Origin of the sequence: Pseudonocardia zijingensis (assembly GCF_042657305.1) — a bacterium.
In the GTDB taxonomy this organism is placed as follows: Bacteria; Actinomycetota; Actinomycetes; order Mycobacteriales; family Pseudonocardiaceae; genus Pseudonocardia; species Pseudonocardia zijingensis.
Genome location: NZ_JBHSKO010000007.1, coordinates 275844 through 298606 on the forward strand (window position 1 = coordinate 275844; position 22763 = coordinate 298606).

Consider the following 22763-nt stretch of genomic DNA (forward strand, 5'->3'; position numbering starts at 1 on the left):
CGTGGCGTTCCTCCTCGTCCGGCGGACAGGCCAGCCGAGGGTCGGGCCCCGCACCCCGCGAGGGACAGTCGGAGAACTGCGTACTCAGCGCGGCCGGAGCACGCGCGAGCTCCCGCCGCCGAGGTGCGTGGTGCTCGGGAACCGCCTGCGCCCCGAGTGCGGGCGCGGCCGCCACCGCGGGGTGGCCTTGGCACCGAAGTAGTCGCCGCCCTTGCGGCCGGGGTCGTCGGTGCCCCACTCGCGCTTCTCCGCCACCCGCGCCATGCGCGGGATGTGCTTGCGGCAGTGGATGTAGGCCTCCTCGACCTCCACCACGACCCAGCGCTCCGGGCGCCTGCCGCCATCGGCGTCCACCGGCACCGCCGGGAACGCCGCGGCGAAGTCGGCGGCCTCCACGATCCGCGCCGTGCCGTTGACGTGCAGCCCGATGAGGTCCTCCACGAAGTCCACCATCAGCAGGCCCACGTGCGCGTTCTCCACGATGTTGCCGAGGCTCGCGTGCACCCCGTTGCCCCGGTACTCCGGGTAGGCGAGGGTGCGGGCGTCGAGCACGCGGATGAATCCGGGAGGGCCGGCCCGCAGCGACGCGTCGCACTCACCCCGGCTGTCGGCCGACGCGACGAACACCATCTCCATCCGCTGGACGAACGCCATCATGGTGGGCAGCAACCGGTCCCGCACCTGGTCGGCGTAGAAGCGCTGAGCGCGCACCTCCGTGCCGTAAGCGCACTGCAGGGCGTGCTCGCCCGCCGATCCCGGGGCGGGGTCGCACTCCTCGGACGGCGACGGCACCTCCACGGTGCGCTGGACGGTCATCGGGCGGGCGTGCACGAGGGGCTGGGTTCGGGGAGCCACGCCCCCACCGTGCCATCTGCGCGCTGAAGAGTCACCGGAAGCGGTTCACCGCGTTAAGCTGCAGCCCGGGAACCCCGGTTCCGCGCTCCCCGCCCCGACGAGCAGGAAGAAGCCGGCCTTCATGACCGCTGAACAGTTGCTCACCGCCGACCTGCCGAACTTCGGTGAGCCCCGCGGTGGTGCACAAGAGCGGGCACAGCTCATCCGCGACAGCTGGGCTGAGGTGGAGGAGCGTACCGAGGAGATGGGGCGGCTGTTCTACGCCACCCTGTTCCGCATCGCCCCCGAGGCGCGCGACCTGTTCCCGGTGAACATGGAGGTGCAGCGCAGCCGGCTCATGCGCGCCCTCGTGCACGTCGTGCAGATGATCGACCAGCCCGACGAACTCGCCCCCTTCCTCGAGCAGCTCGGCCGCGACCACCGCAAGTTCGGCGTGGTCGCCGAGCACTACGAGGCCGTCGGCGAGGCGCTGTTCACGGCGATCGGCACCACGGCGGGCCCCACGGTCTGGACCCCCGAGGTCCGCGACGCGTGGGTCGAGGCCTACACCAGCGTCTCCACCCACATGCGCACCGCGGCCCAGGCCGAACGCGGCCCGGCATCCTGGCTCGGCCGCGTGGTGGGCCACGAGCGCCTCGGCTGGGATCTCGCGATCCTCACCGTCCAGACCAGCGAACCGATCCCGTACCGCGCCGGCCAGTACGTCAGCGTCGAGACTCCGCAGCGCCCGCGCCTGTGGCGCTACCTCTCGCCCGCCAACGCGCCACGCGAGGACGGCACCCTCGAGTTCCACGTGCGTGCCGTCGACGGCGGCTGGGTGAGCCGCGCCATCGTCGCCCACTCCAACATCGGCGACACCTGGCGCATCGGCCCCCCGATGGGCCGCATGCACGTCGACCCCTCCACCGGCCGCGAGCTGCTGATGGTCACCGGCGGCACCGGCATGGCGCCCATCAAGGCCCTGCTCGAGGACATCGCCGAGCGGCCCGAACAGCCCCGCACCCAGGTGTTCGTCGGCGGGCGCACCTGGGACGACCTCTACGACTTCACCAGCCTCCGCAAGTTCTCCTACTCCAACCCCTGGCTCGACGTCGTCCCCGTCGTCGAGGAGGACGAGGAGGGCACCTCCGGGGCCGAGCGCGGCACCCTCGCCGACGTCGTCACCCGGTACGGCGCGTGGTCCGACCACGACGTGCTGGTCTGCGGTTCGCCCGCGATGATCCGCGCCACGGTCTCGCGGATGCTCGTGGCGGGCACCCCGCTCGACCGGATCAAGTACGACCCGTTCACGATGGACTGAACCGGGCCCTGCCCGACCACACGGCCCGCGCCCTGTAGCACCCGTAGCGGTGGGTTCGCACACCGGTCGTAGCGCTGGCACACCGGTTGCAGTCGGTGTGCGAGCACGGATGTCGGTGTGCGAGCAGCGGGGTGGTGCACGGCGGTGGCTCGCACATCGGTTGTGGTGCTGACACATCGACTGCAGTCGGTGTGTCAGCACACTGGGTGGTGTGTGAGCACACTGGGTGGCGTGTGAGCGCGCTGGCCCTACCAGGCGTCCACCGAGCGCACCGCGAGGACGTGCAGCTCTCTGGTGCCGCGGAAGCCGTCGCGCCCGTGCAGGAAGCGGTAGTTGTCCAACGCCATGAGGTCGCCGGCCTCCAGGCGGAAGCGGGGCGCGCAGTCGAACGCGGTGGCGAGCACGTCGGCGTACTCGTCGAGGAACGCCGCGTGCTCGTCCCACCGCGGCTCGCGGGGCACCGGGGCGGCGTAGTCGCTCGCCCGCACCACCCGGCGCCCCCCGCGCGTCCACTCCACGAGCCTGCGGACGAGCGGGGTCGCCGGCACCCCCCGGGCCGGCGTGCGCCACCCGCCGAAGTAGTCGACGTCGCACCGCGTGAGGAAGGCGTGCAGCTCCGGCGCCACCTCGGCGAGCCGGTCGACCAGGGCGTAGCCGTCGATCAGCACGGAGTCGCCGCCCTCGGGGGCGGGTGCGGAGCACAGCATGTAGAGGTGGTCCTCGTCGGGCTCGCGCAGCGGCACGCGGCGGCCGTTCACGTCGACCACGACGTTCGCGCCGTCGGAGTGCAGGCCGAGTGCCGGGCTGTCGGTGCCGCCCTGCGGCCGGATCCCGGTGAGCGCACGAAGCCGGCCGCCGAGGGTGCGGGCGGCGGCCACCACCAGCTCGTCGGGGTCGGTGGGCATGCCGGGCACGATCACGACGCCGTCGCGTTCGAACACGGCCCGGCTCTCGCGCACGTCGACCCGCGCCGGCACCACGCCGACCGCGTCGAGCGCCTCCTTGAGTTCCGGCCGGACCGTGCCGGACCGCCTGCCGCTCGCGTCTGTCGTCGCCACCCGCACTCCCTGTCGCCACTGATGTGCAACAGCAGCTTAGGTGCTACTCCAGCGGCGCTCCAGCCCTCGCCCGAGGACGGTGATGATCGTCGCAGCGCCGACGACGGCCACCGCGGGCACCAGCACCAGCTGTGGCGCCGCGAACAGGAACTGCCTTCCCTCCGCGAGCATCACTCCCCACTCCGGCGTCGGAGGCTGCACGCCGAGCCCGAGGAACGACAACCCCGCGATCGACAGCAGCACGTTCGCGAAGCGCAGGCACGCGTGCGCCACCAGGGGGCGCAACGCGTTGGGCAGGACGTGGCGCACCGCGATGCGCACCGGCCCGGCGCCGATCGCCACCGCGCCCTCCACGTACTCGCGCGCCCGCTCCCGCACGGTGAGGTGGTGCGCGAGCCGGGCGAACGGCGTCCAGCCGGTGACCAGCACGGCGATCAGCACGGTGGCCGTGCCGGGCTCGCGCACGGCGGCGACGATCAGGCCCACGATGATCGTCGGCACCGCGACCAGGACGTCCACGAGCCGCTGCACGATCCCGCCGGCCACGCCACCGGCGTAACCCGACAGCAGGCCGGCCGCGGTACCCAGCACCGCGCAGCCCGCCGTGGCCACGAGGGTGAGCCCCATCGAGATCCGCAGGCCGCCGACGAGACGGGCGAGCACGTCGCGACCGAGGTGGTCGGTGCCCAGCGGGTGGGCGGCCGACGGCGGCGCGAGCCGGTCGGTCAGGTCCGTGGCCACGGCGTCCAGCGGGAGCACCGCAAGCACCGCGAGCGCCACCAGCACCAGCGCGGGCACCGCCCGTCTCACGCCCTCGCCGCCGTCCGCGCGACGGGGTCGAGCGCCAACTGCACGGCGTCGGCCACCAGGCTCGCCACCACCGCGACGACCACCACCGCGAGCAACCCGGCCTGCAGCACGGGCAGGTCCTGGCCGACCACCGCATCGTGGAGGAGCCGGCCGAGCCCCGGCACCGCGAACACCACCTCGACGACGACGGCCCCGCTGAGCAGGCCGGCGAAGAACAGGCCGGAGAGCGAGGTCACGGCCGTCAGCGCCAGCCGGGCGCCGTGGCGCCACAGCACCACGCCGTCGCGCAGCCCCTTCGCCCGCGCGAGCACGACGTGCGGGCGGCCGAGCACGTCGGCCGTCTCGGCCCGGGTGACCTGCGCGGCCAACGCCGCGGGGAACGCCGCGAGCGTGATCGCGGGGAGTACGACGTGGGCGGGCCCGCCCCAGCCCAGGGCGGGCAGCAGCGGCACCGCCACCGCGAGCAGCAGCACGAGCACCGGGGCGAGGATGAACTCCGGCACCGCGACCCCCAGCACGGACGCCACCCCCACGAGCCGGTCCACGACCCCGCCGGGCCGGCGTGCCGCGTGCACGCCCGCCGGGATCCCGACCGCGGCGGCCAACGCCAGCGCCACCGCTGTGAGCAGCGCGGACACCCCGATCGCGGACAGCAGCTGCGGCGCCACGGGGGTGCGGGTGGCGTACGACAGGCCGAGGTCACCGGTGAGGACGTCGCTCAGCCAGCGGAGGAACTGCTCGGGCAGCGGCCGGTCGAGCCCGAGCTCGGCGGACACGCGGGCCGCGACCGCCGGGTCCGGCTCCGCCTCGGCGACGCGGCTGCGCAGCACCGCCCGGACCGGGTCGCCGCCGGCGAGCCGGGGCAGCAGGAAGATCAGCACGGCCGCCCCGAGCGCGACCGCGGGCAGCGGGAGGAGCCTGCGGAGGATCATCCGGCGGTCACGGCGAGCTGCGGGGTGACCAGCCGCTTGGCGAACGGGTCGAGCACGAACCCGGCGACGCCGCTGGTCACGACGTTCTCCTGCGAGTGCACCAGCGGCACGCCCACGACGTCCTCGGTGAGCATCCGGGCGGCCGCGCGGAAGACCTCCTGCCGCGCGGCCGTGTCGGTGGTGGTGTCCAGCGTGGCGATCAGCGCGTCGTACGCGGGCGAGCAGTAGTGGTTGAGGTTGTACGAGCCGTCGCAGGTGTAGTCGCTGCGCAGCGTGGCGCCCGCGTCCGGGACGTCGGTGAGGTAGCTGCGGGAGAGCAGGAACATGTCGTAGCGGCCGGCGATCAGCTCCGGTTCCTGGGTGCCGTAGTCGCCGACCCGGATCTCCGCCTCGACGCCGGCGTCGCGCAGCATCGCCTGCACCGCCGTGGCGAGCGTGGGCAGCTCCGCGCGCACCGGGTAGGTCCACAGCCGCACCCGCAGCGGGTTGTCCGGACCGTGCCCGGCCTGGGCGAGCAGGGCCCGCGCGCCCTCGACGTCCGGCGCGGGCGGCGGGTCCGTAGCACCCCATGCGACCGCGGGCCCGAAGAGCTCGGAGGCCGGCAACGCTGACCCCGCGAGCGCCTGCTCGGCGAGCGCCCGCCGGTCGAGGGACCGCGCCACCGCCTGCCGGATCCGCGGGTCCGCGAACGGGGCCGCCGACTGGTTCAGCAGCAGCGACACCGTGCGGGGCGCCGGCGCCGTCTGCTCGTCGAACCCGGAACCCGCCGAGAACTCCAGCAGCGACGACTCCGGGAGCCCCTGCGCGATGTCGACGTCACCCGCCCGCAGCGCGAGCGCCCGGGCCGCCGGGTCGCTCACGAACGTCGCGGTGACCCGCGCCAGCGCGGGGCGCCCGCCCCAGTACGCGTCGAAGCGCTCCAGGACCGCGCGCTGCGCCCCCTCCGCCGAGACGAGCCGCATCGGGCCGGTTCCGGTGCCGAACACGGACGGGGTGGCGCCCCCGTAGGCCGACGGGGCGAGGATCACGGCGTTCGGGCTGCTCAGGCGCAGCGGCAGGATCGGGTCGGGCTGCGCCGTCGACACCCGCACGGCGTCCGCGCCGTCCTCCGCGACGACCAGGCCGAGCCCGCGCAACGCCCGGGGCGGCGCCGCCACCCCGACCACGTACCGGAGCGCGGTGGCCACCGCGGCGGGCGTCACCGGGCTGCCGTCGTGGAACGTCACGCCAGGCCGCAGCACGAAGCGCCAGGTGAGCGGGTCGAGCTGGGTCCACGACTCGGCGAGCGCCGCGCGCACCTGACCGTCCGCCGCCGCGGCGGTCAACGCCTCCGTCGCGCCGAGCTGGGTGAGGACGAACGCGTCGTCGGTGTCGACGGCGTACCCCGCACGCGGGGCGAACTGGGCGGCGATCCGCAGCTCGCCGTCCGGCACCGGAGCGCCCCCTTCGCCGCCACCGCCGGGACCGCAGGCGGCGAGGAGCGCGACCACGACGATCACGGTCACGAGTGCGGAGCGCCGGTGCCGGCCGTGGCGGGGCATCGTCAACCTTTCGGGGGAGGCGGGGAGCGACCGGATCATCTGCAGGTCTGCTCAACCTGTCAATGATGTGCACGGATGCGCATGCCGAGATCCAGAGGGCAGACTTTCGCCATCGCATCGCAGATGCTAGAAGTTGGCGATAATGATGACCACCGGAGAGACCACCGCGCGACGGCGGCTCGGCGTGCTGCGCGACTTCGGCCGGCTCCCCCGCGTGATGCAGCTGCTGGTGCTCACCCAGCTCGCCTTCAACATCGGCTTCTACATGGTGCTGCCGTACCTCGCCACGCACCTCGCCGAGGACCTCGCGCTCGCCGGTGCGCTGGTCGGGCTGGTGCTCGGGCTGCGGACGTTCAGCCAGCAGGGCCTGTTCATCGTCGGGGGCACGCTCACCGACCGGTTCGGGGCCAAGCCGGTCGTCCTCACGGGCTGCGCGCTGCGCGTGGCCGGCTTCGTGCTGCTCGGGCTCGCCGGGAGCCTGCCCGCGGTGCTCGCCGGCGCCATGCTCACCGGGTTCGCCGCGGCCCTGTTCTCACCCGCCGTGGAGTCCTCGCTCGCCCGGGAGGCCGGTGAGCACGCCGGGCGCGGGGGACCGGCGCGCGCGGACGTCTTCGCCATGTTCGCGATCAGCGGCCAGGTCGGCACGGTGGTGGGTCCCCTCGTCGGCACGGCGCTCCTCGCCGCCGGGTTCCGCCTCGCCTGCCTCGTGGCCGCCGCGGCGTTCGTGCTGATCGGCCTCGCCCACCTGCGCTGGCTGCCCCGACGGGAGCCGCAGCACGCGGACGACCCCGTGCTCGCCGGGTGGACCGAGGTGGTGCACAACCGGCGCTTCCTCGCGTTCGCCGCGGGCTACTCCGGCTACCTGCTCTGCTACAACCAGCTCTACCTGGCACTCCCCGCTGAGCTGCGGCGGGCCACCGGCGACCAGGCCGCGCTCGGCTGGCTCTTCGCCCTCGCCTCCGTGATGATGATCACGGGCCAGCTGCGCACCACCCGCTGGAGCCGGCGGCTCGGCTCGGCCCGCGCGATCGTGCTGGGCTTCGGACTCATGACCGCGTCGTTCCTCGCGGTGGCGCTGGCGGTGCTCGCCCCGGCCACCACCGCGGCGATGCCGCTCTGGCCCGCCGTGGCGATGGTCGCGCTGCTCACGGCGGGGCAGATGCTCGCCGTGCCCATGGCCCAGGACCTCGTGCCGCGGCTGGCGGGCGAACGGCGGCTCGGCGTCCACTACGGCGTGCTGTCCTCGGCCGGCGGCGTCGCGGTGCTCGCCGGCAGCACCGTGGTGGGCGCGCTGCTGGACCCGGCCGTGGCCGCCCCCGTGGTGCCGTGGCTGGTGCTCGCGGCCGTGCCGGCCGCGAGCGCGGTGGTCATCGGCCTGCTCGCCCGGTGCGGCGCGCTGGCCTGACGGTCACGACCGCGGCTGTCACGACCGTGGCTTGGGCCGCCAGACGACGAGGGCCTGCCTGCGGTCGACCGGGACCAGGTCGCGCCGGTACGAGGCGTGCACCGCCGCCGCGGCCTGCTCCGCGGCGGCGTGCGCGGCCGCCAGCTCCCGCTCCAGCTCCTCCAGGCGGGACTTCAGCTCGTCGACCACCTGCTCGAGCTCGATGATCCGCTTGATGCCCGCCAGGTTGACACCCTCCTCCTGGGAGAGGCGCTGCACCTCGCGGAGCAGCGCGATGTCACGCGGCGAGTAGCGGCGGCCGCCACCCGCCGCCCGGCCCGGGCGCACCAGCCCGAGCCGGTCGTAGCTGCGCAGCGTCTGCGCGTGCAGCCCGGCGAGCTCGGCCGCCACCGAGATCACGAAGATCGGACTGTCCATGCTGGCGCCAGGTGGCAGGCCCTGGCCACCGATCGTCATCGCACACCTCCGAGCAGGTCGGCCCGCGGGTCGAACTCCTTCGTGGCTTCCGCGTAGGCCTGCAGCGCCGCCGTGGCCTCGTCGCTCAGCCGCGACGGCACCGCCACCTCGACGGTGACCAGCAGGTCGCCCGTCTTGCCCTTGCGCTGCACCCCGCGCCCGCGCACCCGGAACGTGCGCCCGCTCGCGGTGCCCGGCGGGATGCGCAGCGACACCGTGGAGTCGAGCGTGGGCACGGTGACCGTGCTCCCCAGCGCCAGCTCGGGGAAGGTGACCGGCACGGTGAGCGTGAGGTCGTCCGGGTTGCGCTCCGACCGGCCGAAGAGCCGGTGCGGGGTGACGTGCACCTTGACGTACAGGTCGCCCGCCGGAGCACCACCCCGGCCCGGCTCGCCCTGCCCCTTGAGCCGGATCTGCTGCCCGTCGGCCACCCCGGCCGGGATGCGGACGGTGATCGTGCGGGTGCGGGTGCTCACGCCGTCGCCGCCGCACTCCGGGCACGGGTCGTCGATGAGCCGGCCGGTGCCCCGGCAATCGCGGCACGGCTCGGAGAACGCGAACGCGCCCTGGCTGCGGCTCACCAGGCCGACCCCACCGCACGTGGGGCACGCGCGCGGCGTGCTCCCCGGGCGGGCGCCGGTGCCGCCGCAGCGCTCGCACCGGCCGGGCGAGGTGAGCCGCAGCTGCACCTCGGCGCCGCGCACCGCGTCGACGAAGTCGATGCGCAGCTCGCTCTCCACGTCGGCACCCCGGCGGCTGCCGGTCGTGGTGGTGGGGCCGGCGCCTCCCCGGCCGCCGAACAGGCCGCCGAAGAGGTCACCGAGCCCACCGGCGCCGGGGCTTCCCCCGGCGCCGGCCCTGGCGAACAGGTCGTTCAGGTCGAAGCCCTGACCGGCCGCGCCGGATCCGAAGCCGCCGGGGAAGCCCCCGGCTCCGCCGTACCCGCCGCCGCCGGCGAAGAGCGCACGAGTCTCGTCGTACTCGCGACGCTTCTTCTCGTCGGAGAGCACCCCGTACGCCTCGGAGACCGCTTTGAAACGGGCTTCCGCCTTGGCGTCGCCGGGGTTGGCGTCCGGGTGCAGCTCACGCGCGAGCTTCCGGTACGCCTTCTTGATCTCGTCCGCAGAAGCGTCGGAGGCGACGCCCAGCTCGCGGTAGAAGTCCTTCTCGATCCAGTCCCGCTGGGTCACTCCGCCTCCTTCACTCCTGTCAGGGCTCTACGGCCGGATCGGACTCGGTGGATCCGGGCTCGGTGGCCGGTTCGGTGGTGGTGCCGTCGTCGGCGCGATCCGTGACCGTGACCATCGCCGGCCGCAGCACGCGGTCGGCGATGCGGTAGCCGCGCCGCAGCACCGCGGACACCACGGTGACCGTGGGCCCCTCGACGTCGGAAGCCTCGTGCTGCACGGCCTCGTGGACCGACGGGTCGAAGGGCTCGCCCTCCAACCCGAACGGCTCGAGGCCGAGCTTCTGCGTGACGGCCACCACCTTGTCGGCGACGGACTTGAACGGGCCGGTGAGGTCACCGTGGGCCTCGGCGCGGTCGATGTCGTCGAGGACGGTGAGCAGCTCGGACACGAACTGCACCCGCGCCCCGACCATGACGCCCTCCCGGTCGCGCTCCACGCGCCGCCGGTAGTTGGCGTACTCCGCGCTCACCCGCTGCAGGTCGGCCGTGCGTTCGGCCAGCTGGGCGGCGAGCTCGGCGGCCGCGACGGAATCGGGCCCCCCGACCTGCTCGGTGGCCTGCTCGGCGGGCTGCTCCGGTGCATCGGGGCCGGCCCCGGCCGACTGCTCGGCCGGGGCTCGCACCTCGCCGGTGACCGGGTCGATCCGGCGCCGGTCCCGGACCACGACCCGCTCCCCGTCGCCGCGCTCGGCGGACTCGTTGCGGTCGTGATCGGTCACTTCTTGTCCTTCTCCTCGTCGACGATCTCGGCGTCCACGACGTCGTCAGCGCCGTCCTGCTGGGCCTGCGGGCCGGGCTCGGCACCCGGTGCGGCACCCTCGGCGCCCGGCTGCTGGTACAGCGCGGAGCCCATCTTCTGGGACTCGGTGGCGAGCTTCTCCATCGCCGCCTTGATGGCGTCGGTGTCGGTTCCCTTCAGCGCGGTCTGCGCCTCGCCGAGCGCGGCGTTCACCGAGTCCTTGACGTCGGCCGGGAGCTTCTCGTCGTTCTCCTTGACGAACTTCTCCGTCTGGTAGACGAGCGACTCGGCCTGGTTGCGGACCTCGGCGTCCTCGCGGCGCTTGCGGTCCTCCTCGGCGTGCTGCTCGGCCTCGCGCATCATCCGGTCGATCTCTTCCTTCGGAAGCGACGAACCACCGGTGATCGTCATGGCCTGGCTCTTGCCGGTGCCCAGGTCCTTCGCCGAGACGTTCACGATGCCGTTGGCGTCGATGTCGAAGGAGACCTCGATCTGCGGCACGCCGCGCGGGGCCGGCGGGAGGCCCGTCAGCTCGAACATGCCGAGCTTCTTGTTGTAGGCCGCGATCTCGCGCTCGCCCTGGAACACCTGGATCTGCACCGACGGCTGGTTGTCGTCGGCCGTGGTGAAGATCTCCGAGCGCTTGGTGGGGATCGTGGTGTTGCGCTCGATGAGCTTGGTCATCACGCCGCCCTTGGTCTCGATGCCGAGAGACAGCGGGGTGACGTCGAGCAGCAGGACGTCCTTGACCTCACCGCGCAGCACACCGGCCTGCAGGGCGGCGCCCACGGCGACGACCTCGTCCGGGTTGACGCCCTTGTTGGGCTCCTTGCCGCCGGTGAGCTCCTTCACCAGCTCGGTGACGGCCGGCATGCGGGTGGAACCGCCGACGAGCACCACGTGGTCGATCTGGCCCACCGAGATGCCGGCGTCCTTGACCACCTGGTTGAACGGGGCCCGGGTGCGGTCGAGCAGGTCCGACGTGATCCGCTGGAACTCGGCGCGCGACAGCGTCTCGTCCAGGAACAGCGGGTTCTTGTCGGCGTCGACCGTGATGTAGGGCAGGTTGATCGTGGCCGTCGACTGGCTCGACAGCTCGATCTTGGCCTTCTCCGCGGCCTCGCGCAGCCGCTGCATCGCCATCTTGTCCTTGGTGAGGTCGATGCCGTGGCTGTTCTTGAACTTCTCGACGAGCCAGCTGATGATCCGCTCGTCCCAGTCGTCGCCACCGAGGTGGTTGTCGCCGTTGGTGGCCTTGACCTCGACCACGCCCTCGCCGATCTCCAGCAGCGACACGTCGAAGGTGCCGCCACCGAGGTCGAAGACGAGGATCGTCTGCTCCTTCTCGCCCTTGTCCAGCCCGTAGGCCAGCGCGGCCGCGGTGGGCTCGTTGACGATGCGGAGCACGTTGAGGCCCGCGATCTGGCCGGCTTCCTTCGTGGCCTGCCGCTGCGCGTCCTCGAAGTAGGCAGGCACCGTGATCACGGCGTCGGTGACCTCCTCGCCCAGGTACGCCTCGGCGTCGCGCTTGAGCTTCTGGAGCACGCGGGCGCTGATCTCCTGCGCCTTGTACTTCTTGCCGTCGATGTCGGGCGTGGTCCAGTCGCTGCCGATGTGCCGCTTGACCGACCGGATGGTGCGGTCCACGTTGGTGACGGCCTGGTTCTTCGCCGACTGCCCGACGAGCACCTCGCCGTTGCGGGCGAACGCGACGACCGACGGCGTGGTGCGCGACCCCTCCGAGTTGGCAATGACCGTCGGCTCGCCACCTTCGAGGACGGCGACGACGGAGTTGGTGGTCCCGAGGTCGATGCCGACCGCACGAGCCATGGTGTGTGCCTCCGATGATGGGTTGAGCTGGGTCCACTCAAGTCTGCCACGGGCCCGGCTCGCCGCTTCATCCGCGTCTTGAGCCAGGCACGCTCAACTTGCTCGTCCCCTCCAACGCGGGGAGGTGCGCTCGTGTTCCCGGGCCGCCGGATCAGGGGATGGGATCCTGCACGGACACGGCGTGGATCCTGGTCGTCCCGTCGTCGAACGACCGGAACGAGCCGACGTACACCTGGTTGGTGGCCACCGCGTACGTGACCTCGTCGTGCTCGGCCGGGAGCGGCACCGTCCACAGCGTGGTCCCGTCCTGCGCCGACCGGACGGAGACCCGGAAGTCGTACTGGGGGGTCGGGAGCTCGTACCGGGCCGCCTCGGTCCGGGGCCGGATGTAGGAGAGGCCGAGCTCCGCGACGAAGACGAGATCGGCGGTGCACGCCGGGGCGCTCCGGAACTCCCACTCCACGTCCCCGGAGCCCGGGGCGACGACGGGCTGTTCGACCCGCCACCGCGGTTGGCCGGTGCCGGCGTCCCGGGCCTCGAGCGACTTCGCGCCGGCGACGTACACGCTGTGGTCGTCACAGGCGATCCCGATGTCCCTCCCCGGGTCGGTCGGGAAGCTCTCGGACCAGGTGGTGGTCCCGGTCCTCGGGTTGAGCGCCTCCACCCTGCCGCCGCTCACGAGGAACAGCGCGGCGGACGAGGCGCCCCAGGAGGGGGCGGCGGGTTTCGGCTGCTCCCACAGCCGCTTCCCGGACGTGTCGATGGCGAAGATGCGGCTCTCCCCCATCAGGTGGATGTAGTCCCCGCTCGAGACGGCGGAGGAGATCCGCTCGGGGATGTCGGCATTCGTCCACCAGATCGTCCCGGTGGACGGTAGAACCGAGGAGAGGATGCCGCGCTGTTCGCTGCTCGAGTACAGCTCGCACAGCGTCACGGCGTTGCTCGCGAGGACGAACGAGCCGTACCGCTGCGACCAGATCTCGGCGCCGGTGTCGATGTCGAGCGCGGCGACGCCGGACCAGTCGTCGAGGAAGAAGCCCTCCCCGTTCACCCCGAACGCCCCGGACTCCCGCTCCCGCGAGTAGGACCACGTCGTCTCGCCGGAGTCGGGGTCGAGGGCGACGAAGCGGTCCTTCGCCGCGACGAAGAGCCGGTCCTGCGGGTCGTCGGCGATGACCCGAAGATCGTTGCCCCCGGTGGAAGGTCCGGTGACGCTCCACCGGGGTTCGCGCACCGGCGGCGGCTGGGTGGCCGCGCGCACCACGAGCCAGCCCGCGGCCCCGACCGCCGTGAGACCGGCGGCCGCGCCGCCGAGCAGCACCGCGCGGCGGCTGATCCGGCGTGGACCGCCGGGGTCGGGGGGAGGCGCCGGCTGCACCGCGGTGGGCGGGGGCAGGACCGCGGTGCCCGGCACGGCAGCGAGCGACCGGAGCCGGTCGGCCACCTCCGGCGCGGTCGGGCGGTCGGCCGGGTTCTTCGCGAAGCACGGCGCGATCGCCACGAGCAGCCGGTCGGGGACGCCGGTGGTGTCGGGCTGGTCGTCGATCACCCGGCGCAGGAGCGCCAATGGGCTCCCGGTCGTCCCGAACGGCCCGCGCCCGGTGGCCGCGAACACCACGACGGAGGCGAAGGAGAACACGTCCGAGGCCGGGCCGACGTCCTCGCCCGCGGCCTGCTCCGGCGACATGAACCCAGGAGGGCCGAGCACGCCGCCCGTGTGGGTCAGGGCGGTGTCGTCGACGGCGCGCGCGATCCCGAAGTCGATGAGCTTCGGCCCGTCCAGCGCCATCAGCACGTTCGACGGCTTCAGGTCGCGGTGCACGACACCGCGGTCGTGGAGCGCGCCGAGCGCCTCCGCCAGCCCGACGGCCACGTCCAGGACCGCGGGCTCCGGGAGCGCGCCGGACCCGCCGACGGTCTGCTCCAGCGACGGTCCCGGGACGTACTCGGCGGCCAGCCACGGGACACGGGCATCGGGGTCGGCGTCGAGGAGCTCGACGACGCGGGGGCCGCGCACGGCGCGGGCCGTGGCGATCTCGCGGGCGAAGCGCTCCCGGAACCGGCTGTCGGCGGCGTACGGCTCGTGGACGACCTTCACCGCCACGAGCGGTGCGTCGGCCCCGTCCTCGGCGGAACCGGCTCTCGCCAGGTACACCTGCCCCATCGCCCCGGCGCCGAGCCTCCCCACCACCCGGTAGGGCCCGATGGTGGACGGGTCCCACTCGCGCAACGGGCTCCACCCGGGTGCGGGCGGTCGCCCCTCGCCGAGCTTCCCCGCCAGCTCGGCGGCGCTCGGCCGGTCCGCCGGGACCTTCGCGAGGCACGGGAGGAGCACCTCTCGCAGCTCGGGGGGCACTCCGGTGAGGTCGGGCTCGTCGTCGCTGATGCGGCGCAGCATCGCCAGCCCGTTCGTCGTGCGCCCGAAGGGACCGCGGCCGGTGGCGGCGTACACGAGCGTCGACGCGAGCGAGAACACGTCGGACTCCGGCCCGGCCTCGGCGGCAGCGGCCTGTTCGGGGGACATGAACGCCGGGGTGCCGATCACCATCCCGGTCTGGGTGAGGGCGGTGGCGTCGGCCGCCCGCGCCACCCCGAAGTCGATCAGCCGGGGGCCGTCGTCGCCGACGAGGACGTTGGACGGCTTCAGGTCGCGGTGCACGACCCCCTGCGAGTGGAGGTGGGCGAGCGCGTCGGCGAGCCCGCGGGCGAGCGTCCCGACCACCGGGAGCGGGAGCGGCCCGCCGCCCTCCACCACGGCGTCCAGCGTCGGGTGGTCGACGTACTCCGTGGCGAGCCACGGCTGCTGCGCGTCCGCGTCACCGTCGAGCAGCCTGGCGAACCACGGTCCGGTGACCGACCGCGCGACGGCGATCTCGCGCGCGAAGCGCCGCCGGAAGCCGGCGTCGGCGGCCAGTCGGCCGTGCACCACCTTGACCGCGGCACGCGCACCGTCGGGACCGCGCCCCAGGTAGACCACACCCATGCCGCCCGCGCCGAGCACGCCCTCCATGCGGTACGGCCCGATCTGCGCAGGATCGTTCGACGTCAACGGCTCCACGGACCGCCCCCCGGCATCCTCCCGAATGGCGGAAGCCTACGTCCACCATTCGGGTGTGGGCGAGACCGGCAGCGCTCCTACAGCGCGGTCCCTACAGCGGCGCCGCGGGCCGCGGCTCCACCCGGCCCGCGGAGGCGGGCGGCAGCGGGTCCTCCACCGGGGCCAGCACCCGGTGCCGTTCGGGGTCGGCCACGACGTTCTCGTCGGCGTCGAGGTACTCCAGCTGCCCCTCCGCGCCCAGGTCGGCGTGGTACCCCGCGGCGGCGAGCTGCTCCTCGTCGAGGTCGACCAGGAGCTCCCAGCGGCTCGGCACCACCTTGTAGTCGGGCCACGGCAGGTGCCCGTACGCGTCGTGCAGGTCGGCGAGCAGCCCGACGAACACCTGCTGCCAGCGCAGGGGCATGGACTGCGCGAGGGAACGCGGCACCACGAGGTGGTCCGGGGTGGCGCCGGGCGCGGGCCGGTCGAGGTAGTCCTGCACCGGCGTGGTGGACGCCGGGACCGAGCTGTCGGAGGGCATGTGTGACTCACTGACTCCTGGTCGTGCTGGTGGCCTGTACCGACAGTAGCGACCCGGTGCCGCGGCCCCGCGCTATGCCGTGTTCGGCGTGGTGCCGGGTCGCGTGGCCAGCGGCACGAGCTCGTCGAAGTTCCACGGCACCGGCCGCACCCGCACCTGCTCCCCGGTGTAGGGCGCCTCCACCATCTGGTCGTCACCCAGGTAGATCGTGACGTGGTGGATGGTGGCGGGGTCGGACGGGTCGGTTGCGTAGAACAGCAGATCGCCCGGCTGCGCCTGCGAGATCGGCACATGACCGCCCGCGTAGAACTGCTGGCGCGACACCCGGGGCAGGTTGACCCCCGCCGCCTGGAACGCGCGCAGCACGAGCCCGGAGCAGTCGTAGGTGTTCGGGCCGGTGGCGCCCCACACGTACGGCTTGCCGACCTCCCCGAGCGCGAACGCGATCGCCGCGCCGGCCACACCCTCCGGCAGCACGGCGGTGCGCCCGCAGCCGGTGGGGTCCGCGACGTCCGCGAGCTGCTGCACGAGTTCCGCCGCGAGGCCCTCCCACTTCGCGTAGGCGTCCGGGAACGCCGAGCGCTGCACGGTCTGCGCCGCGACCGTGACCGGCATGGTCTCCCACGACGGGACCGCGAGCAGGCGCTCGATGAAGATCCGGGTGGCGTAGACGGGGTCGGTCACCTCGGCGGGCGAGCCCCAGCCCTGGGAAGGGCGCTGCTGGAAGAGCCCGAGGGAGTCCCGGTCGCCGTAGTTGATGTTGCGCAGCGTCGACTCCTGCATGGCGGTGGCCAGCGCCACCAGCCACGCCCGCGGCGGTGCCCCCATGTCCCGGGCGACCCCGATGATCGTGGCCGCGTTGCGCCGCTGCTCCTCGCTCAGGTCACCGATCCGGGTGCCCGCCCGGCTGCCGGCCAGCGGGCCGACCGGCGCGCGCAGGCTCGGGTCGCAGGCCCCGTAGGACGGGGTGCCGCCACCGAGGCCCCCGGTGCTCACGGTGAAGGCCACGAAGCCGACGCCGAGGAACAGGCCGAGCGCCGCCGCGAGGGCGACGACCGGGATGAGCAGCCGCAGCGGGCGCAGGGGACGCGTCAGCGACATCGCCGCCTCACGCCCGGTCGTAGCCGTTGACCCGCCAGCCGTCCTCGGTGCGCACGACCAGCACCAGCAGCTTCAGCGCGTCGGTCGGCACCTCCACCTGCACCGATCGGGGTGCCACGCGGACGGGGCGGGGTTCGCCGATGACCCGCGTCGCCGGGATGTTGCCGGGGTCGACCCGCGCGAGCACCCCGAGGTACTCGTCCGTGGTGGTGCTGCGCAGACCCTCCAGCCACTCCTCCGCGGTGGTGTCCACCCGCGGTCGCACCCAGGCCGCCGCCCAGCGCGCGGCCACCTCGACGGCCGCGTCGGGAGCCGCCGACAGCGGCAGCTGTGTGGGCGTGAGCTCCGGGACCGGTGGGAGCGCGGTCGGCGTGGGCGTGGTAGGGACGCCGGGCCTGCGCTCCGCCGACGTCGCGGGTCCCGCAGCGGTGCCGGCGGGCCCGGCAGCGGGCCGCAGTCCGAGCGCCCCGATCGCGAAGGTCGCACCGGCCACGACGACGACCACGACGAGGGTGGTGATCGCGAGCCGCAGCGGCGAGCGCAGCGGCCACGCCCAGATCGCCCGGTACGCCGCCGACCGGCCGTGCGGCGTTCTAATCGGCACGACCGCCGCCGGGGGAGAACGCGGTGCGGTCCGACATCGGCCGGTAGATCCGGTAGACGGGGACACCGTCGACGATCTCCGCCTGCACCGGGCGGGCGCCGCCCGGGCGCAACGGCACGGCGTCGGGCCTGCGGTAGATCACCCGGTCGTCCACCTCGCCGGAGTCGCCCCAGCGCGGCAGCTCGCCGGTGGCCGCGGCGTCGTCGGGCGGCGCGGGCAGCGCCGCGCGCCGAGCAGTGGGCACGAACTCGGGCGGCGTCGGATCCGGCCGGGGCCGCCGGGGTGCGGGGACGTCGGCCGCGGGGGCGGACACGCGCGCACCGGGCTCCGACTCCGGCCGAGCGCCGCCGGCCGGGCCTGCCGCCTCCATCGTGCCCCGCCGCTCCTCCCACCAGCGGCTCTGGCGGTCGTCGACGTCGGAGGTGACGCCGCGCACGCGCTGCCACACCCGCGAGAACGGGCCCGTGCCGGCACCCGGGACGATCCCGCCGAACTGCTCCCGGGTGAGCGACACCATCGACACCAGCCGCCGGAACGGCCGCGCGACGGCCCACAGCACGACCGTGACCACGCCCGTGACGAGCAACGCCAGCCACAGGTCGATGCCGGAACCCGGCCGGAAGAGCGACACGACCAGCAGCGCGTGCAGGCCGGCGAGCGCGCCGACCACGAGCGTGTTGACGATGGCCGCTCCCGCGACGCGCAGCAGCGCGGGCATGATGTCCGGCTTGAGGATCGCGATCACGGCCACGGCGGGGGCGGTCATCACCATCAGCCGCAGCACCAGCATCGCGACCAGCACCAGCACCTTCGACAGCAGCTGGAACAGCGCGATGCACATCGCCTGGACGACCGCGAGCACGCCCGCGCCGATGCGGCTGCCGGACTCGCCCTGGAAGTAGGGGTACCGATCGCCCATCCGGCCCGCGATCGCGGCGAACTCGGCCTTCTTCTGCTCGGCGAGTTGCAGGGTGTCCTGGCCCTCTGCGACCTCGGTCTTCGTGAAGGTCTGGGCACGGAGCAGATCGCGACCCAGCTCCTGGGCCTGTGGCACGTCGGGCGAGCCGAACTCCCCGCGCAGCCAGTTCCGGTAGACGACCTCGTCGACGAGCACCGTGGGCAGCGTGTCCCGCGTGCCGAGGCCGACCTGGCCGAGGAAGCCCTCCTGCATCTGGGTCACGCCGTCGAGCAGCAGGGGGTCGGCCGCCTTGGCCCAGTCGACCGGCGCGAGGTAGGCCGCCGACCCGACCACGAGCGCCACCACCGCGAGGGCGGCGCGCTGGGTCTGGCGGGCCAGGTCGCCGCGCAGCGCGAGCACCAGCAGGATCACTGCGAGCAGGAGCAGCACGGGGCCGACGAAGGTGGTGAACACCGCGTCGTACATCGCCCGCGTGCCGTTGCCGATCAGCGCGTCGAGCGGCGACAGCAGCTCCCCGCCCCCGGCGATGAGGTAGTGCGCCCAGTTGACCCCGCCGACCACGAACTTCGCGACGTTCAGGGCCTGGTTGCCCAGCCAGGTGTCGGTGGTGGTGGCCGGGTTGAGCGCCGCCCCGGCACACCCGATGTCGTAGTTGTGCCAGACCAGACCGGCGTAGCCGACCTCGCGGTAGACGCTCCCCAGCTCACCGTGGCTGGCCCGGGGTGGGTCGAGCGACCCGACGAGACCGGTGCCGGGACGGTCGGGCTCGGGCGACTCCCGGCAGTCGAACCCCTGTGCGAACGCGGGCTGCCCGAGCAGCACCGAACCGCCGACGAGCCCGGCGACGACCAGCATCGCCGCCCGCCTGCGCGGACGCGTACCGGCGGCACGGCGGCGCCGGGCCCGGCCGCGGACCAGCGCGACGGCGACCGCCGCCACGACCACCAGGGCGACCGGCAGCCAACCCGCGGCTGCCGGGGTGCCTGCGGGCATCACCGACGGGCCTCCCCGGCCGCACGCACCCGGCCATCGGCGGAACGGTCGGCTGGCTCGGGGACGGGCTCGTCGTCCAGGTCGGAACCCGGGTCGACGTCGCCCAGCAGGTCGATGTCCTCGTCGTGGCGCAGGTGCGGGCCCGGCCCGGCGTGCCCGGCAGCCGGGCCGGCGAGCAGGCCGCCCGCGTGGTCGAGGTCGTGGAACTCGTCGTCCCCGTCCAGCTCGGCGGGCAGCGGCGCCAGGTCGTCGCCGAGGTCGCTGCCCATGTCGACGGCGGCGGGCACCGGCTTGCCCAGCACGACGGGGCGCTGCGCCACCCGCTCGTCGGGCGCGGGCACCGCGGTCCGGTCGGCGACGGGCGCGCCGCTCACAGAGATCCGGCTGGCGTCGGGGTTGGTGTCCAGCGCCTCGCGGACGTGCTCCAGGTGCGGCGCCTCGAGGTCGATCCGGATCTTCTCCACCCCGCCGTGGCCGTCGGCGAAGATGAACTGTCGCGGCGTGTCGTCCGGGCGGTCGTCGTGCTGCGGCCGCGGCGACAGCGTGCCGAGCATCTGCTCGTACCCCACCCCGATCGGCACCTTCAGCAGGCGTAGCGCCTCCCGCTGGGCCTCCTCGTCGTCGGTGCGGCCGACGAACACCGCGTTGACGAGCGATGCGAATCCGGACACGCGCAGCAGGTCGCCCGCCAGCTGCGAGGCGAACAGCGCCCGCACGTTGAACTTGCGGGAGTCGCGGGCCAGCCGGTCGATCAGCACCTTGCCGGTGGGCACCTGCGACAGGAAGTGCGTCTCGTCCAGCGCCACGCCCTTGCGCAGGTTGCGGTCGGCGTCGTAGATCGTGCGCTGGGTGAGCCAGGACGCGAGGTTGAGCAGCTCGACGGCGAGCGCCTCGGCGTCGGTCCACTCCTCGCGCGGGCTACCCGGCCGGGGCAGCGTCATCCCCTGCATCGTGAGCACGGTGAGCCGGTAGTCGCGGTCGGCCTGCCACGGGTCGTCGCGGGACGTGTCCGGGAACAGCAGCGCGGCCTGGGGCAGCTCCCGCCGCTCGGAGAGGAAGTCGGCGACGACGCCCGCGTGGTCCTCGCCGTCGCGCGCGTGGCGGCGCAGCGCGTCGATGACCTGGCCGGGGTGCCGGTCGGGGGAACCGCCGACCTCGCGGACGGCGCGCAGCAGGACGATCCGGGTGTGGGGGATCCGGGCGACGTCGTAGGGCAGCAGCCCGGTGAGGACGTCGAGCACGAGTCTGCGGCGCGTGGCCGCGGCCAGCGAGCGTTCCCGGCGCCACGCCCGCTCCGGGTCCTCCTCGTCGGCGAAGTGCTCGGGGCGCGGTTCGGCCACCACCCGGTAGGGGTTGAGGATGCCCGGGTCGGCGCGCAGCAGGTTGATGTGCCGGGAGAACGGCGCCAGCTCGGGCAGGCGGGTGAGCTGGGCGAGCGGACCGGACGGGTCCAGCAGCGTCCAGCGCGCGCCGGCCCGCAGGGTCTTGTACGTGATCAGGCCGGTGAGGAACGACTTGCCGGATCCGAGGCCGCCGACCACCGCGGTGAGCCCGGACGCCCGGCGCACCTCCTGCGCGAGCCACGGATCCCACGCCACCGGTCGCCGGGTGGCGGTGCAGGTCTCACCGATCATGATCCCGCGCCGGTCGCCGACGGAGGCGGTGGCCGCGGGCACCGCCGACGCGGCCCACATCACCGAGCCGCGCCTGCGGTAGGCGGTGGACGCGAGCGGCTCGCCGGGGATGAACTCGCGCGCGTAGCGGTACTGGGCCTCGGGGTGCTCGATCTGCACCTTCGGCCGGTAGACGTCGAGCACCTGCTGCGCCCGGCTCACGGCCTCCGCCTCGTCCTTGCCCGAGACCGCGATCCGCCACCAGCCGTAGAGCCGCGTGTTGAGCTGGGTGAGACCGCTCGTGAGCTCGTCCTCGACCTCGAGTACCCGGTCGGCCTGCCGGGCCAGCGACATCGGCGGGTCGAGGTCGTGGTCGTGGGTGTAGTGCCGGATCTGGCTGCGCACCTTGCCCATCTGGCGCTGCAGCTCTCCCGCGACCTCCTCGGGTTTGCGCACGTAGATGCGCGCCGACCACTCCACCGGGAACGGCAGGCGATCGGAGTGCTGCATCCACGGGTCGTCGACCTCGGGGATGCGCAGCCCCTCCATCAGCCCGAGCGAGAGCACGGCGACGTTGCGGCTCACCGTCTGGGCGCGCAGCCTGCCGACCACCTGCACGGTGGGGGCGTAGGGCTCCTGGTGCATCTCGACGCCGTCGGTGAAGGCGGCGAGGTCCTCGGTCTCCCACCGGTGCGCCCCGCCCGGCACGACGGAGAGGGTGCGCGGCGCGGGCAGGCCGAGCGCGCACGAGCGGTGCATCAGCCACGCGATGTCGTCGGAGGTCGCGGGCACCGCGTCGAGCCCCGGACCGGCGACCAGTGCGTCCAGGTGGGCCACCTCGGAGGACAGCGCCGCGATCTCGGCCCGCACCGCGGCGGGCGCGACCTTGCCCAGCACCGGCGCCGCGCGCTCCACCCAGCGGTCCAGGGTGCGCCGCCCGGACACCTCGATGCCGAGGAACACCTCCTTGTCGGACATGGACAGGCCCATGAGGTGGCGCTGCTCGCCCTCGAGGAAGCCGTCCCAGCCGAGGGCGCCCGCCACGTCCGGCATCCGCCCGAGCGCGTTGTGGTCGAACGACTCGGCCCACATGTGCACCGGGTAGGGCCGCGTGGTGACGCGCAGGTGCAGCCACCGGCCCTGCAGCCCGCCGAGCTGCGCGGCGATCTGGCGGATGAGCACCTCGCGCTGCGAGTCGCTGCGGAAGCTCCAGGCCTGCGCCGCCAGCCGGTACCAGGCCATGACCTGGGTGCCCGTACGGGTCAGGTGCCCTTCGATGGAGCGCAGCGCGATGTTCGGCTCGTAGGTCGGGAGCCCGCCGTCGCCCGCGAGCGCGCGGCCCCGACGGCGGCCGGCACGCTCCATGGGTCTCCGATCCCGGCCCGCGTCACCTCGTGACACGCGTACGCCCCTCCCGACGGCCGGGCTGCACCCGGTGTGGCGACTGCTGCGGCGCGGTGCGGCGGCGTGCCGCCCGCGGCCCGACCACCGGGCCGATGCGCACATGGCTCGACCGGACCACCCCGCCCGCGCCCGCGGTGCGCCGCCGCGGCCCGGTGACCTCGTGGCGGAAGAGCGCGAGGACCTGGCCGAGCGGCCGCTCGTAGTCGATGCGCTGGCCGACGAAGCGCGTGATCGCCACGGTGAGCACGAGCGCCCACGCGACCGAGAAGAAGTCCAGGCCGATCCCGACCCGGCGCTGCACGAACATGATCAAGATCATGACAAGGAGGCCGAGGCCGTAGCTCACGTACCTCGCCCGCCAGGGGAAGGTGGCTCGTGGCGGGCCGAGCCAGACGGAGTCGACGCGGTAGATCTCGTCGTCGGTGCGGACGAGCAC

18 protein-coding genes are annotated in these 22763 nt (G+C 73.9%); 2 read left to right on the forward strand and 16 right to left on the reverse strand.

The window, feature by feature from the left end:
• Positions 1 to 84 precede the first annotated feature (84 nt).
• Positions 85 to 855 carry a pyridoxamine 5'-phosphate oxidase family protein gene (locus tag ACFPL3_RS17255; protein ID WP_379589329.1) on the reverse strand — a complete coding sequence of 257 codons (771 nt, stop codon included), beginning with the start codon at positions 853 to 855 and terminating at the stop codon, positions 85 to 87.
• Positions 856 to 976: 121 nt separating this feature from the next.
• Here ACFPL3_RS17255 and ACFPL3_RS17260 point away from each other — a divergent pair, with 121 nt between their 5' ends.
• A complete protein-coding gene (locus ACFPL3_RS17260) occupies positions 977 to 2155 on the forward strand; it encodes a globin domain-containing protein (protein WP_379589331.1) in 1179 nt (392 codons plus the stop codon).
• A gap of 248 nt (positions 2156 to 2403) precedes the next feature.
• Here the strand turns inward: ACFPL3_RS17260 and ACFPL3_RS17265 are convergent, their stop codons facing one another.
• From ACFPL3_RS17265 to ACFPL3_RS17280, 4 genes are read right to left on the reverse strand one after another with little or no spacing between them, the layout of a single operon-like run.
• Positions 2404 to 3213 carry a TauD/TfdA family dioxygenase gene (locus ACFPL3_RS17265; protein WP_343944001.1) on the reverse strand — a complete coding sequence of 270 codons (810 nt, stop codon included), beginning with the start codon at positions 3211 to 3213 and terminating at the stop codon, positions 2404 to 2406.
• A 36-nt stretch (positions 3214 to 3249) separates the two neighbouring features.
• Positions 3250 to 4023: an ABC transporter permease gene (locus ACFPL3_RS17270; protein ID WP_343944000.1), complete on the reverse strand. Its 774-nt coding sequence runs from the start codon at positions 4021 to 4023 to the stop codon at positions 3250 to 3252.
• Positions 4020 to 4955 (reverse strand): ABC transporter permease, encoded by a 936-nt coding sequence (locus tag ACFPL3_RS17275; protein ID WP_343943999.1) that lies wholly within the window; start codon positions 4953 to 4955, stop codon positions 4020 to 4022. Before ACFPL3_RS17275 ends, ACFPL3_RS17270 begins: the two co-directional genes overlap by 4 nt.
• Positions 4952 to 6496, reverse strand: a complete 1545-nt coding sequence (locus tag ACFPL3_RS17280; protein ID WP_343943998.1) for an ABC transporter substrate-binding protein — start codon at positions 6494 to 6496, stop codon at positions 4952 to 4954. The genes ACFPL3_RS17275 and ACFPL3_RS17280 overlap by 4 nt, the downstream gene beginning before the upstream one ends.
• Positions 6497 to 6638: 142 nt before the next feature.
• Between ACFPL3_RS17280 and ACFPL3_RS17285 the strand changes: the two genes are divergently transcribed.
• Entirely contained in the window at positions 6639 to 7901 is a 1263-nt protein-coding gene (locus ACFPL3_RS17285; RefSeq protein ID WP_343943997.1) for an MDR family MFS transporter, read from the forward strand.
• Positions 7902 to 7919: 18 nt separating this feature from the next.
• On the opposite strand, the gene ACFPL3_RS17290 is transcribed toward ACFPL3_RS17285, so the two are convergent.
• From ACFPL3_RS17290 to ACFPL3_RS17340, 11 genes are all read right to left on the reverse strand, one after another.
• Entirely contained in the window at positions 7920 to 8357 is a 438-nt protein-coding gene (locus tag ACFPL3_RS17290) for a heat shock protein transcriptional repressor HspR (protein ID WP_343943996.1), read from the reverse strand.
• Entirely contained in the window at positions 8354 to 9547 is a 1194-nt protein-coding gene (gene dnaJ / locus ACFPL3_RS17295) for a molecular chaperone DnaJ (protein WP_343943995.1), read from the reverse strand. Before dnaJ ends, ACFPL3_RS17290 begins: the two co-directional genes overlap by 4 nt.
• A 19-nt stretch (positions 9548 to 9566) precedes the next feature.
• Positions 9567 to 10265 (reverse strand): nucleotide exchange factor GrpE, encoded by a 699-nt coding sequence (grpE, locus tag ACFPL3_RS17300; RefSeq protein ID WP_343943994.1) that lies wholly within the window; start codon positions 10263 to 10265, stop codon positions 9567 to 9569.
• Complete coding sequence (gene dnaK, locus ACFPL3_RS17305) at positions 10262 to 12115, reverse strand: molecular chaperone DnaK (protein ID WP_343943993.1); 1854 nt, start codon at positions 12113 to 12115, stop codon at positions 10262 to 10264. The genes grpE and dnaK overlap by 4 nt, the downstream gene beginning before the upstream one ends.
• A 151-nt stretch (positions 12116 to 12266) precedes the next feature.
• Positions 12267 to 15164 (reverse strand): serine/threonine-protein kinase, encoded by a 2898-nt coding sequence (locus ACFPL3_RS17310; protein ID WP_343943992.1) that lies wholly within the window; start codon positions 15162 to 15164, stop codon positions 12267 to 12269.
• 100 nt (positions 15165 to 15264) lie between these two features.
• Entirely contained in the window at positions 15265 to 15693 is a 429-nt protein-coding gene (locus ACFPL3_RS17315) for a hypothetical protein (RefSeq protein ID WP_343943991.1), read from the reverse strand.
• A gap of 72 nt (positions 15694 to 15765) precedes the next feature.
• Positions 15766 to 16794, reverse strand: coding sequence for a C40 family peptidase (locus tag ACFPL3_RS17320; RefSeq protein WP_343943990.1), 1029 nt, complete (start codon positions 16792 to 16794; stop codon positions 15766 to 15768).
• Between the two features lie 7 nt (positions 16795 to 16801).
• Complete coding sequence (locus tag ACFPL3_RS17325) at positions 16802 to 17398, reverse strand: hypothetical protein (protein WP_343943989.1); 597 nt, start codon at positions 17396 to 17398, stop codon at positions 16802 to 16804.
• Entirely contained in the window at positions 17388 to 19310 is a 1923-nt protein-coding gene (locus ACFPL3_RS17330; RefSeq protein WP_343943988.1) for a hypothetical protein, read from the reverse strand. The genes ACFPL3_RS17325 and ACFPL3_RS17330 overlap by 11 nt, the downstream gene beginning before the upstream one ends.
• On the reverse strand, positions 19310 to 22288 hold the full coding sequence (locus ACFPL3_RS17335) for an ATP-binding protein (RefSeq protein ID WP_343943987.1): 2979 nt from the start codon (positions 22286 to 22288) through the stop codon (positions 19310 to 19312). Before ACFPL3_RS17335 ends, ACFPL3_RS17330 begins: the two co-directional genes overlap by 1 nt.
• A 22-nt stretch (positions 22289 to 22310) precedes the next feature.
• Positions 22311 to 22763 carry a hypothetical protein gene (locus ACFPL3_RS17340; protein ID WP_343943986.1) on the reverse strand — a complete coding sequence of 151 codons (453 nt, stop codon included), beginning with the start codon at positions 22761 to 22763 and terminating at the stop codon, positions 22311 to 22313.